Origin of the sequence: Streptomyces sp. NPDC048496 (assembly GCF_043200055.1) — a bacterium.
Taxonomy (GTDB): Bacteria; Actinomycetota; Actinomycetes; order Streptomycetales; family Streptomycetaceae; genus Streptomyces.
Map to the genome: position 1 here is coordinate 16,155 of NZ_JBICXB010000038.1, position 12,366 is coordinate 28,520.

Genomic DNA, 12,366 nt, shown 5'->3' on the forward strand with positions numbered 1-12,366 from the left:
CCGTTCGGGGCGCACCGGCATCATGCGGCGCCGCCCGCGATCATCATCGTCGATCCCGGCCCCGGCTCACAAACCGCGGGGGTACCGGACTCCGCCCCGGCTCACCCGCCGCAGCGGCATAGACCCAGGCTGACGGGTATGACATGGCTGATCACCGGCGGAGCGGGATATACGGGATATATCGGGGCACGTGTGGTGCGCGCCATGGCAGCCGCCGGGGAGCGGGTGGTCGTGCTCGACGACGTGTCGACCGGCATCCGCGACCGGCTCCCGGCCGATGTACCGCCGATCCGCGGCTCGGCCGCCGACCGCGCGCTGCTCGACCGTACGCTCGCCGGGCACGCGGTGACGGGTGTGGTGCATCTCGCAGGTCCGAGGAGCCGGGCCGGACGGCCCGGCGCGGGGTGCGGGAGATGGTCGAGTCGACCTGGGAGGGACAGTGCCTGCGCCACCCCGAGGTACTCGCCACATGATCCGCGCCTGAACGGTACACCGCCCTGACCTGCAATCGTTTCCGCAGGTCAGGGCATATGACAACGGTGTTCAGTGCCGTGTTGCCCGATACCCCCTACCCGTAGTTCACTGGCCTTCTCGGGCCGATACGGGTCCGGTTCCGCAAGACGACCGGAGGCGTCCCCATGGGGGCTGGGCACGATCACGGGCACTCGCACGGCGGGCCGCCGCCCACCGGCACCGCTGCCGCCGCGTACAAGGGACGGCTACGGATCGCGCTGTGCATCACGCTCACCGTGATGGTCGTGGAGATCATCGGTGGTCTGCTCTCCGACTCGCTCGCACTGATCGCCGACGCCGCCCATATGGCGACCGATGCACTGGGGCTGGGCATGGCGCTGCTGGCGATCCACTTCGCCAACAAGCCGGCCGGGCTCAATCGAACCTTCGGCTACGCCCGGGCCGAGATCCTCGCCGCTCTGGCCAACTGCCTGCTGCTCCTCGGCGTGGGCGGCTATCTGCTCTACGAAGCGGTCGGGCGCTTCATCACGCCCGTCGAGACCCGGGGCGGGCTGACGATCGTCTTCGCCGTCGTCGGCCTGGCCGCCAACATGGTCTCCCTGTCGCTCCTGGTGCGCGGGCAGAAGGACAGCCTCAATGTGCGCGGCGCCTATCTGGAGGTGCTCGCGGACGCGCTCGGCTCGGTCACCGTGCTGGTCTCGGCCGGCATCATCCTGGCCACCGGCTGGCAGGCCGCCGACCCGATCGCCTCGCTGCTGATCGGCCTGATGATCGTCCCCCGTACGGTCAAACTGCTCCGGGAGACGCTCAATGTGCTGCTGGAGGCGGCCCCCAAGGGTGTCGACATGGGCGAGGTACGGGCCCACATCACCGCCCTGCCCGGGGTGCTGGACGTCCATGACCTGCACGCCTGGACCATCACCTCGGGGATGCCGGTGCTCTCCGCCCATGTGGTGGTGCAGCAGGAGCTGCTCGACTCGATGGGGCACGAGAAGCTGCTGCACGAGCTGCAGGGCTGTCTCGGCGACCACTTCGACGTCGAGCACTGCACGTTCCAGCTGGAGCCGAGCGGGCACGCGGAGCACGAGGCCGGACTCTGCCACTGAACGGCGATTCAGCGCGGTACCCGAACTGCCGTACGGGCGCGGGTGTAGGGTCCTGCGCAGAGGTATACATGCCTCCCCCTGCCTGAGAGAGGAGCTGAGGTTGATGACCGTCGCGACGGCACCTGCCCGGCGCAGCATCCGGTCCTTCTTCAGCTCCCGGGTTCCCGGCTAGGAGGGTGCTGAAGATCTTGGCCGGATCAGCGAGCGGCGTCTGATGCGTGCAGCTGCAACGCGCCGAAGCGGCCTCATGGCGGAGCTATCAGGCCGTTTTGGCAACGCCGCAGATGTGCGTGCAAGACGCCGGGAGCCCGGCCAAGATCTTCAGTGCCCTCCTAGGTCCTGTCCTCAGGACGGCCCGACGCTCCCGGTGTCCGCACAGACGGCGCAGGCCGTCGCGGCGGGCTATCACGTCCTCGGGGTGCGGGTGCAGCCCGAGAGCGACTGGGACGAGTACTACGTGCCGCTCGCCGAGAAGGTCGCGGCCACCGATGCGCCGGCGCCCGGCATGGCGTGGGCGCTCGGTCGGGTCCACCCGGGAGGAACTGGCCATGCACCGCGACCACGGTACGGAGTACGGCTATGCCGCGTGCGTCCTGCGCCCCGCCGACCCCCGCTGGGCCACCCGGCCGGAAGAGGCGATGATGGCTCTGGTCCTCGACGATTCCGTGCCCGGGCCGACGGGCACGATCCAGTATCCGGCGGCATTCGGGATCTGACGCGCCGTCCGGTCCCACCGCATCCACCAGGTGCGGCGGGACCGGACATGCCAGGACCCGAAGTGACGGACAGGCCGCTTTTGTGCGGCAGACTTGAACAGACTCGAGGGGACCGGCGCACGAGGCCGGGCACCATAGCGAAGGATGGGTATGCCGACCACACCAGCCACCGCGGCGAACAGCTCGTCGAACGGCACAGCAGAAGCGATCATGCTCGAACTGGTCGACGAGAACGGCACCACCATCGGCACGGCGGAGAAGCTCGCCGCCCACCAGGCACCCGGTCAACTGCACCGGGCGTTCTCCGTGTTCCTCTTCGACGAGCAGGGCAGACTGCTGCTGCAGCGCCGGGCGCTCGGCAAGTACCACTCCCCCGGTGTCTGGTCGAACACCTGCTGCGGCCACCCGTACCCGGGCGAAGCACCTTTCACCGCCGCCGCCCGGCGTACGTACGAGGAGCTCGGGATCTCGCCCTCGCTGCTGGCCGAGGCGGGCACCGTCCGCTACAACCACCCCGACCCGGCCTCGGGCCTGGTGGAGCAGGAGTTCAACCACCTCTTCGTCGGGATGGCGCAGGCGGAGCCGGAGCCGGACCCGGAGGAGGTCGGTGAGACAGTGTTCGTGGCCGCCGACGAACTGGCGAAGCGGCATGCCGAGGCACCGTTCTCGGCGTGGTTCATGACAGTGCTCGATGCCGCGCGCCCGGCGATCAGGGAGCTGACCGGCCCGTCCGCGGGCTGGTAGCGGCGAACCGAACGGCGGGCGGGGGACGCGCGGGGAAGGTCAGAGGTACGGGTTCAGCGGCAGCGCGGCCCAGATGATCTTTCCGCCGCCTGCGGTGTGCTCAACATCGCAGGCGCCGCCCGCCTCGCTCGTGATCTCCCGGACCAACAGCAGCCCGCGCCCGCCCGTCTGCGCATAATCCGTCTCCAGCGCCGTGGGCCGGTACGGGTGGTTGTCCTCAACGGAGACTCTGACCCATTCGGCACCGACGGCCACCTCGACGGCGAGCTCCGGGGAGAGCAGCGCGGCGTGCTTCACGGCGTTGGTGACCAGCTCCGAGACGATGAGCAGCAGGCCCTGGGCGATGCCTTCGTCCATCGGCACGCCCTGGCGGTTCAGCAGATCGCGTACGGCGTGCCGGGCCTGCGGTACGGAGACGTCGACGGCCGGCGCGGTGAACCGCCAGACTCCCTCGTACGACACGGGTCTGGCGGGGACACTCCCGCGGCTCTCCATAGTTCCCGCACCCGCTCTCGACTCGACAGTCACTGCACGTCGAAGTACAGAGTGCGGGGAGTAGTTGGTCCGGGCCGTGCTACTGAACAGAAGTCGACCTCTATCGACAGAATTTTTTTCGAATGAGTATGACAGCGTCACTTCTTGGACTGGTTCTGATCTTCTTCTGAGGGCTTGTCCGGCCGGGCCTCGGCCGCCATCTGGTCCGAGACCAGCGAGACGATGCGGCGGCCACCGACCCCGATCCCGATCAGGCCCAGCCCGTCGAAGAGCAACGCCAGCGAGAAGAACAGGCCGAGCACATAGAGGCTGCTGTGCGGCCAGTCGAAGAGCACCAGCAGTCCCAGAAGCAGCCCGAAGGCGCCTTGCAACAGCGTCCAGCCGAACTGCGGCCCGCGCACCACGACGCTCCCCACCAGCCGGAACACCCCACCGGTCAGGAAGAGCAGCGCGGCGAACATGGTGAGCGCCTCGGCCGTGCCGTGCGGATGGCGGATCACGACGACACCTGCGGCGATGTACAGCGCGGCGACCACCACACCGAGCCAGAAGTAGTCGGTGTCGCGGGACTGGATCGCGTGGAGCAGACCGATGAGGCCGCCGATGAGGAGCAGCCAGCCGAAGAGGAGCATCGAGGTGAGCGTGGCGACCTCGGTGTAGACGAGACCGACCAGGCCGGCCACGACGAGGAGAGCACCGAGCAGGACGAGCCCGCCGAAGCTGCGGCTCAGTTTCCTGCCCTGGAGTTCGGGACCGGGCATCTGACAGCTCCTCACGGTGCGTGCCTGCTTCGCACCCCCCTTCTTGATCATAGGTTCGAACGGGATGGATAGCATCCGGCGCATGGACCGTACGGAACCGCAGCTGCAGCTCACCGTCGCGGACGGCATCGCCACCGTCGTCATCAGCAACCCGGCCAAGCGCAACGCCATGACGGCCGCCATGTGGCAGGCGCTGCCCGGACTGCTGGAGCGGATGGCCGCCGACCCCGCCGTGCGCGCCCTGGTTCTGACCGGCGCCGGGGGCACCTTCTGTGCGGGCGCGGACATCTCCTCACTGCGGGACCGGGCGAGCGACCCGGCGTACGATCCGCAGGCTCTGGCGGTGGCGGCCGAGGAGGCCCTGGCCGCCTTCCCCCTGCCGACGCTCGCCGCGGTGCGCGGCTACTGCGTGGGCGGCGGCAGCCAGCTGGCGGCCGCCTGCGATCTGCGGTTCGCCGAGGAAGGCGCTTCCTTCGGCATCACCCCGGCCAAGCTCGGGATCGTCTACGCCGCGTCGTCGACCCGGCGGCTGGTCTCGCTGATCGGACCGGCCGCGGCGAAGCATCTGCTGTTCTCCGGCGAGTTGATCGACACGGAACGGGCGCTGCGGACCGGACTGGTGGACGAGGTACTGCCGGCCGGCGAGCTGGACAAGCGGGTGGAAGCGTACGTACGGATCCTGGCATCGCGCTCACAGCTGACACAGGCGGCGGCGAAGGAGTTCGCCACGGGGCGGGAGGACCGGGACGCGCACTGGGTGGAGCAGGCGCGCCGCAGCGGCGACACCGCGGAGGGTGTCGCCGCCTTCCTGGAGCGGCGGGCGCCGCGCTTCACCTGGACGACCTGAGCGCCGGCCATGATCCGCCGGACATCCCGTAGGGGTGCGTCCGCAGAGTCTCGCCCGGCCCGCGGCGGGCCACGCCCTCCGGGCGGACGGCGTCACTGTGCGGCCACCCCTCGCGGTACGTTGCGGCCACCCCCTACTGGAGGATGAAGCGGCTCTTGGCGCGGAATTCCTCGACGAGCGCGGCCGGGGCCTTCTCCGGTGACCCCGCATCGTACGGCGGCTGGGGGTCGTACTCCGTCAGCAGCTGTACGGCCTGGGCGTGCTCGTCGCCGGCGATCCGGCCGAGCAGGGTGAGCCCCATGTCGATGCCGGACGAGACGCCGGCGGCCGTCACATACTTGCCGTCGATGACGACACGTTCGCCGGTCGGCTCGACTCCGAAGGTCTTGATGAAGTCCAGGGCGAGCCAGTGCGAGGTGGCGCGCCGCCCCTCCAGCAGACCGGCCGCGGCGAGCAGCAGCGAGCCGGTGCAGACGGAGGTCGTCCAGGTGCTGGTCGCATCTGCGGCGCGCAGCCAGCCGAGCAGCGTCTCGTTCTCCATCTGGGCGCTCTGGCCGGGGCCGCCGGGGACGATCACCACATCCGGGGCGGGTACGTCGGCGAGGGGCCGATCGGCGACGAGCGCGAGGCTGCCGCTGTCGTTGCGCACGGGGCCGGTCCGCTCGGCGACGAAGACGGTCTCGGCGCCGGGGGCGCGGGAGAGAACTTCGTAGGGGCCGACGGCGTCAAGGGCCGTGAAGCGGTCGAAGAGGACGATGGCGATCTGCATGGTGGTCCTTTCAGTTGACACTGGTGCTCGTCGTGCTGGTCATGGGCTGGGGACGGAAGCGGCGCCGGTATTCGGCGGGGGCGGTGCCGAGGGCCTTGACGAAGGCACGGCGCATCGCCTCCGGGGTGCCGTACCCGCAGGTGCGCGCGATCCCGGCGACCCCGTCGGTGGTGTCCTCCAGGAGCCGTCTGGCGTGTTCGAGCCGGACACGGTCGACATACCTGCCGGGAGTCATCCCCGTCTCGGTCTGGAAGGCTCGGGCGAAGTGGCGCGGCGAGAGGCGGGCCCGGGCGGCGAGCGCGTCGACGGAGAGGTCGTCGTCGGGGTGCTCGGTGATCCAGTGCTGGACCTCGCGCAGCGGTTCGCGGCGTGCGGTCTGCGCGGTGAGCTGGGCGCTGAACTGGGCCTGGTTCCCGGGTCTGCGCAGAAAGACCACGAGGTGGCGGGCGACGCTGAGCGCCACCTGCCTGCCGAAGTCCTCCTCGACCAGAGCGAGGGAGAGATCGATGCCCGCGGTGACACCGGCGGAGGTGGCCAGCTTCCCGTCACGTACGAAGATCGGGTCCGGGTCGACCTCGACGGCCGGGTAGGCGCGGGCGAGGTGCTCGGTGACCACCCAGTGGGTGGTCACCCGGTGCCCGTCCAGCAGGCCGGCGGCGGCGAGCAGCAGAGCTCCCGTGCAGACCGAGACCAGTCGTTCGGCGTGCGGGGCATGGGTGCGCAGCCAGTCGACGAGTGCCGGATCGGGGTGACGGGTGCCCTGGCCTCCGGGGACGAGGACGGTATGGGGCGGTTCGGCGTCGGCAAGAGTGCCGTCCGGAACGAGGGTGAGGCCGACGCTCGTGCGGACCGGTGCCCCGTCGAGGGAAGCGGTGCGGAGCTCGTACGTGACGTCCGGGAAGTGGGAGGCACCGGCGAAGACCTCCATGGGCCCGGTCACGTCGAGGCTCTGAACGCCGTCGAAGAGGACGACGAGTACGGATCGCTGCGTCATGTCTGCCATCCTGAGCGGCCTCGACGATGGCTGCAATGACGAAGAACCCACCTTTCCTGCCATGCCGGTCCCGGTCGAAATCGGGCGTGGCCCCGGGGTTATGGGGCGTTCCAACCAGTCGGTAACGTGCGGGCATGAGTACTCTGCCGCCGCGCGCCGGACGCCGCTGCCACAACGCCATCAACCCGCTGCACTCGACGGTCTACTTCTCCCCCGACCTCGGCAAGGAGCTCGGAGAGCTCGGCATCCACGACTCGAACGCCGCCTACTTCGTTGCACGCGCAGCGGCGCTCGGCGCCGTCGGACCAGGCACGGTCACCGCCACCTTCTACAACTTCAACCACGAACTCGTCGCCCGGCACCTCCCCGCGGTGTGGTCCGTCGCCTCGCCGCAGGCGGTCCTGGACGCCCGGCTGCGGGCCGCGGACACGACGCTGCGCCGGCTGCTCGGCCCGGAGATCATCGAATCCCCCGAGCTGGCCGAGGCCGCGGAGCTGGCGCTGCGCGCCGCCGAGGCGTGCACGCGACACGCCCGGCCGCTCTACGCCGCCCACGCCGATCTGCCGGTGCCGGGGCAGCCGCATCTGGCGTACTGGCACGCCGGGACGCTGCTGCGCGAACACCGCGGTGACGGCCATCTCGCCGCGCTCCTCGCCGCCGGTCTCGACCCGGTCGAGGCCCTGGTCAGCCACACCGCGACCGGAAAGGGAATGTCCCCGCGCTGGGTGCTCGCCACCCGCGGCTGGCGCCGCACGGACTGGGAGGACGCGGCCGAACGGCTGTGCGGGCGCGGACTCCTGGACGGCGAGGGCGAGTTGACGGAGGCGGGCGTCGCACTGCGGGCGGAGCTGGAGGACACCACGGACCGGATGGACCTGGCACCGTACGAGCATCTGGGAGCGGAGGGCGTGGAGCGGCTCACCGAGCTGGCGCGCGGATTCCTTCTCACGGCGGCTTCTGCGGGTGCGTTCCCGGCCGATCTGATGGGCAAGGGCTGATCCCGCCGACCCGCCGACCCGCCGACCGGCGGACAAGTGGGGTGGTCGGGCGACACGGCGCCCGGCCACCCGGCACAATGCAGACGGAAGGGGCCCCGCCCCGGTAAGCACAGCCAGTACAGCCCAGCACAGCCAGTACGAGAAGGCGAGTCGGTAGAACCGTGACGACGTCCATCGAAGGCAGGATCGCCGAGGAGCTCGGCGTACGCGAGCGGCAGGTGAGGGCGGCCGTAGAGCTGCTCGACGGCGGGTCGACCGTGCCGTTCATCGCGCGCTACCGCAAGGAAGCGACCGAGATGCTCGACGATGCGCAGTTGCGCACGCTCGAGGAACGGTTGCGGTACCTGCGGGAACTGGAGGACCGGCGGGCGGCGATCCTCGACTCCGTGCGCGAACAGGGCAAGCTCGACGAGGCCCTGGAGGCGCAGATCCGGGCCGCCGACACAAAGGCGCGGCTCGAGGACATCTATCTGCCGTTCAAGCCGAAGCGGCGGACGAAGGCGCAGATCGCCCGGGAAGCAGGGCTCGAACCGCTCGCCGACGGCCTGCTGGGCGACCCGTCCGTCGAACCGCTCGCCGCTGCCGCCGCCTTCGTCGACGCCGGCAAGGGCGTCGCGGACGCCGCCGCGGCTTTGGAGGGCGCCCGTGCCATCCTCGCCGAGCGGTTCTCGGAGGACGCCGACCTGATCGGCGAGCTGCGTGAGCGCATGTGGTCGCGCGGGCGGCTGGCCGCGAAGGTGCGGGACGGCAAGGAGGAGGCGGGTGCGAAGTTCGCCGACTACTTCGACTTCGCCGAGCCGTTCACCGCGCTGCCCTCGCACCGGGTCCTCGCGATGCTCCGGGGCGAGAAGGAGGACGTGCTCGACCTGGTCCTGGAGCCGGAGGAACCCTCGGAGACACCGGGCCCCTCGACGTACGAGAACATGGTCGCCCGCCGTTTCGGCGTGGCCGACCGGGGCCGCCCGGGCGACAAGTGGCTCGGCGACACGGTGCGGTGGGCGTGGCGGACCCGGATCCTCGTCCACCTCGGGATCGATCTGCGGCTGCGGCTGCGGACGGCGGCGGAGGACGAGGCGGTACGGGTCTTCGCGTCGAACCTGCGCGACCTGCTGCTCGCCGCGCCGGCCGGGACGCGCGCCACGCTGGGGCTCGACCCCGGTTTCCGTACGGGTGTGAAGGTCGCCGTCGTCGACGCGACCGGCAAGGTCGTCGCGACCGACGTCATCTACCCGCACGTCCCGGCGAACAAGTGGGACGAGTCCCTGGCCAAGCTGGAGCGGCTGGCGAAGGCGCACTCCGTCGATCTGATCGCGATCGGCAACGGCACGGCGTCCCGCGAGACGGACAAGCTCGCGGGTGAACTGTGCGAGAGGCACCCGGAGCTGAAGCTCACCAAGGTGATGGTGTCCGAGGCGGGCGCCTCGGTCTACTCGGCCTCCGCCTTCGCCTCGCAGGAACTCCCCGACATGGACGTGTCGCTGCGTGGTGCGGTGTCGATCGCCCGGCGTCTGCAGGACCCGCTGGCCGAGCTCGTGAAGATCGACCCGAAGTCGATCGGTGTCGGCCAGTACCAGCACGACCTGTCCGAAGTGAAGCTGTCGCGCTCACTGGACGCGGTCGTCGAGGACTGTGTGAACGGCGTCGGTGTCGACGTCAACACCGCGTCGGCCCCGCTGCTCTCGCGGGTCTCCGGCATCGGCTCCGGTCTCGCCGAGAACATCGTCGCGCACCGGGACACCAACGGGCCGTTCCGGTCCCGGAAGGCGCTGAAGGACGTGGCGCGGCTGGGCCCAAAGGCGTACGAGCAGTGTGCGGGCTTCCTGCGGATCCGCGGAGACGACCCGCTCGACGCGTCGAGCGTGCACCCCGAGGCGTACCCGGTGGTGCGGCGGATGGCGAAGACGGTGGGCGGGGATGTCGCGTCGCTGGTCGGCAACTCGGGCGTGCTGCGGTCGCTGCGGGCGGACGACTTCGTGGACGAGAAATTCGGGCTGCCGACGGTCACGGACATCCTGGGGGAGCTGGAGAAGCCGGGTCGCGACCCGCGGCCCGCGTTCAAGACGGCCACCTTCAAGGAGGGCGTCGAGAAGATCGGTGATCTGGCCCCCGGGATGGTGCTGGAGGGGGTCGTCACGAACGTCGCCGCGTTCGGGGCGTTCGTGGACGTCGGTGTGCACCAGGACGGTCTGGTGCACGTGTCGGCGATGTCGAAGACCTTCGTGAAGGATCCGCGGGATGTCGTGAAGCCGGGCGACATCGTGAAGGTGAAGGTGATGGACGTCGACATTCCGCGGAAGCGGATCTCGTTGACGCTGCGGCTGGACGACGAGGTGGCGGAGGGACAGTCGTCGTCGCAGGGCGGCGGGACGAAGCGGGAGCGGGGCGGCCAGGGCGGTCGGCCGCCGCGGCAGCGGCAGGGCCAGGGTCAGGGCGGTCAGGACCGTGACCGGCGCGGTGGCGGTGGTGGCGGCGGCTCTGCGCGTCAGGCTCCGGCGCCGGTGAACAGCGCCATGGCGGATGCGTTGCGGCGGGCGGGGCTGGCGGATCCGAAGCAGGGCGGAAGGAAGCGCTGACGGTGGGGGCGGGTGAGGGCGGTCCGCTGCGCGGCTGTCCCTCACCCGCCCCCTTCCCGAAACCGTGGGCTCCGCCCCGGACGCCTTTTGTCCTCAATCGCCGGACGGGCTTGGTTTTTCGCCTGCTCGGGCTTGGTTTTCGCCTGCTCGGGCTTGAGTGGGTCAGGCCTCGGTCAGCTTGCCGTCGGCCACCTCGACGCGCCGCGTCGTCCGCACCGCCTCCAGCATCCTCCGGTCGTGCGTGACCAGCAGCAGCGTCCCCGTGTACGAGTCGAGCGCCGACTCCAGCTGTTCGATCGCGGGCAGGTCGAGGTGGTTCGTCGGCTCGTCCAGGACCAGGAGGTTCACGCCCTTGCCCTGGAGAAGGGCGAGGGCCGCCCGGGTCCGTTCGCCCGGGGAGAGGGTCGTGGCGGGCCGCATCACATGGTCCGCGCGCAGCCCGAACTTGGCGAGCAGCGTGCGGACCTCGGCCGGTTCGGTCTCGGGGACGGCTGCGCAGAACGCCTCCAGCAAGGTCTCCGAGCCGTGGAACAGCTTCCGTGCCTGGTCCACCTCGCCCACCACCACGCCCGAGCCGAGCGTCGCATGGCCCGAGTCCAGCGGCAGGCGGCCGAGCAGCGCCGCGAGGAGAGTGGACTTGCCGGCTCCGTTGGCACCGGTGATCGCCACCCGGTCCGCCCAGTCGATCTGCAGCGACGCCGGCCCGAACGCGAAGTCGCCGCGCACGACCTGCGCCTCGCGGAGCGTGGCGACGACCGATCCGGAGCGCGGGGCCGTGGCGATCTCCATCCGCAGCTCCCACTCCTTGCGCGGCTCCTCGACGACATCGAGCCGTTCGATCATGCGCTGCGTCTGCCGGGCCTTCGCGGCCTGCTTCTCGCTCGCTTCGCTGCGGAACTTGCGGCCGAGCTTGTCGGAGTCGGTGGCCTTGCGGCGGGCGTTCTTGACGCCCTTGTCCATCCAGCCGCGCTGCATCTGGGCGCGGCCTTCGAGGGCGGAGCGCTTGTCGGCGTACTCCTCGAACTCCTCGCGGGCATGCCTGCGGGCCCGGTCGCGCTCCTCCAGATAGGCCGCGTACCCACCGCCATAGAGGTTGATCTGCTGCTGGGCGAGATCGAGTTCGAGGACCTTGGTGACCGTACGCATCAGGAACTCGCGGTCGTGGCTGATGACGACGGTGCCGGCGCGCAGCCCGGAGACGTACCGCTCCAGTCGCTCCAGTCCGTCCAGGTCCAGATCGTTGGTGGGCTCGTCGAGGAGGAAGACGTCGTACCGCGACAGAAGCAGCGAGGCGAGTCCGGCGCGGGCGGCCTGGCCGCCCGAGAGCGCGGTCATCGGCAGGTCGAGGCCGACCGTCAGACCGAGGTCGGCGGCGACCTCCTCGGCACGCTCGTCGAGGTCGGCGCCGCCGAGGGCCAGCCAGCGTTCGAGTGTCTCGGAGTACGCGTCGTCCGCCCCCGGTGCCCCGTCGACGAGGGCCTGGGTGGCGGCGTCCATCGCCGTCTGGGCGTCGGCGACGCCGGTCCGGCGGGCGAGGAAGTCCCGCACGGTCTCGTCCCGGCGGCGCTCCGGCTCCTGCGGGAGGTGGCCAACGGTGGCGGTGGGCGGGGAGAGCCGCAGCTCGCCCTCCTCCGGCCGGTCGAGCCCGGCGAGCAGCCGGAGCAGAGACGATTTTCCGGCTCCGTTGACTCCGACGAGACCGATCACGTCACCGGGCGCGACGACGAGGTCGAGTCCGGCGAAGAGTGTGCGGTCGCCGTGTCCGGCGGCGAGGTCCTTGGCGACGAGAGTGGCAGTCATCAGGGTGTCGATCCTAATCGGCGGACGGCTTCGCTCTCGACGGGTGTCGGAGAAGCCCGCGGGGCACCGGACGCGGCGCGGTTCCGCGC

10 protein-coding genes and 2 pseudogenes are annotated in these 12,366 nt (G+C 70.6%); 7 read left to right on the top strand and 5 right to left on the bottom strand.

Annotation, left to right across the window (positions count from 1 at the left end):
- Nucleotides 1–138: 138 nt before the first annotated feature.
- From ACGFSA_RS26800 to idi, 4 genes and pseudogenes are all read left to right on the top strand, one after another.
- Nucleotides 139–378 (top strand): annotated as a pseudogene (locus ACGFSA_RS26800) (NAD-dependent epimerase/dehydratase family protein); the annotation flags it as partial.
- Between the two features lie 260 nt (nucleotides 379–638).
- Nucleotides 639–1,580: a cation diffusion facilitator family transporter gene (locus tag ACGFSA_RS26805; protein ID WP_393308401.1), complete on the top strand. Its 942-nt coding sequence runs from the start codon at nucleotides 639–641 to the stop codon at nucleotides 1,578–1,580.
- A 358-nt stretch (nucleotides 1,581–1,938) separates the two neighbouring features.
- Nucleotides 1,939–2,218: pseudogene (locus ACGFSA_RS26810) on the top strand (transferase); the annotation flags it as partial.
- 228 nt (nucleotides 2,219–2,446) lie between these two features.
- The gene (gene idi, locus ACGFSA_RS26815; protein ID WP_393308403.1) at nucleotides 2,447–3,040 is read left to right on the top strand and encodes an isopentenyl-diphosphate Delta-isomerase; all 594 of its coding nucleotides are present in this window, start codon (nucleotides 2,447–2,449) and stop codon (nucleotides 3,038–3,040) included.
- Between the two features lie 39 nt (nucleotides 3,041–3,079).
- Here idi and ACGFSA_RS26820 read toward each other — a convergent pair whose 3' ends face one another.
- Both ACGFSA_RS26820 and ACGFSA_RS26825 read right to left on the bottom strand, forming a co-directional pair.
- Nucleotides 3,080–3,535 (bottom strand): ATP-binding protein, encoded by a 456-nt coding sequence (locus ACGFSA_RS26820; RefSeq protein ID WP_393308405.1) that lies wholly within the window; start codon nucleotides 3,533–3,535, stop codon nucleotides 3,080–3,082.
- 137 nt (nucleotides 3,536–3,672) lie between these two features.
- The gene (locus tag ACGFSA_RS26825) at nucleotides 3,673–4,296 is read right to left on the bottom strand and encodes an HdeD family acid-resistance protein (protein ID WP_393308407.1); all 624 of its coding nucleotides are present in this window, start codon (nucleotides 4,294–4,296) and stop codon (nucleotides 3,673–3,675) included.
- A gap of 82 nt (nucleotides 4,297–4,378) precedes the next feature.
- Here ACGFSA_RS26825 and ACGFSA_RS26830 point away from each other — a divergent pair, with 82 nt between their 5' ends.
- On the top strand, nucleotides 4,379–5,143 hold the full coding sequence (locus ACGFSA_RS26830) for an enoyl-CoA hydratase/isomerase family protein (RefSeq protein ID WP_393308409.1): 765 nt from the start codon (nucleotides 4,379–4,381) through the stop codon (nucleotides 5,141–5,143).
- 133 nt (nucleotides 5,144–5,276) lie between these two features.
- Here the strand turns inward: ACGFSA_RS26830 and ACGFSA_RS26835 are convergent, their stop codons facing one another.
- Nucleotides 5,277–5,912 carry a DJ-1/PfpI family protein gene (locus ACGFSA_RS26835; RefSeq protein WP_393308411.1) on the bottom strand — a complete coding sequence of 212 codons (636 nt, stop codon included), beginning with the start codon at nucleotides 5,910–5,912 and terminating at the stop codon, nucleotides 5,277–5,279.
- A gap of 10 nt (nucleotides 5,913–5,922) precedes the next feature.
- Nucleotides 5,923–6,906 carry a GlxA family transcriptional regulator gene (locus ACGFSA_RS26840; RefSeq protein ID WP_393308413.1) on the bottom strand — a complete coding sequence of 328 codons (984 nt, stop codon included), beginning with the start codon at nucleotides 6,904–6,906 and terminating at the stop codon, nucleotides 5,923–5,925.
- Between the two features lie 134 nt (nucleotides 6,907–7,040).
- On the opposite strand from ACGFSA_RS26840, the gene ACGFSA_RS26845 reads away from it, so the two are divergent.
- Nucleotides 7,041–7,904, top strand: a complete 864-nt coding sequence (locus ACGFSA_RS26845; RefSeq protein WP_393308415.1) for a hypothetical protein — start codon at nucleotides 7,041–7,043, stop codon at nucleotides 7,902–7,904.
- A 161-nt stretch (nucleotides 7,905–8,065) separates the two neighbouring features.
- Nucleotides 8,066–10,477 (top strand): Tex family protein, encoded by a 2,412-nt coding sequence (locus ACGFSA_RS26850; protein ID WP_393308417.1) that lies wholly within the window; start codon nucleotides 8,066–8,068, stop codon nucleotides 10,475–10,477.
- A 162-nt stretch (nucleotides 10,478–10,639) separates the two neighbouring features.
- Here the strand turns inward: ACGFSA_RS26850 and ACGFSA_RS26855 are convergent, their stop codons facing one another.
- Nucleotides 10,640–12,277: an ABC-F family ATP-binding cassette domain-containing protein gene (locus ACGFSA_RS26855; protein WP_393308419.1), complete on the bottom strand. Its 1,638-nt coding sequence runs from the start codon at nucleotides 12,275–12,277 to the stop codon at nucleotides 10,640–10,642.
- Nucleotides 12,278–12,366: the final 89 nt, after the last annotated feature.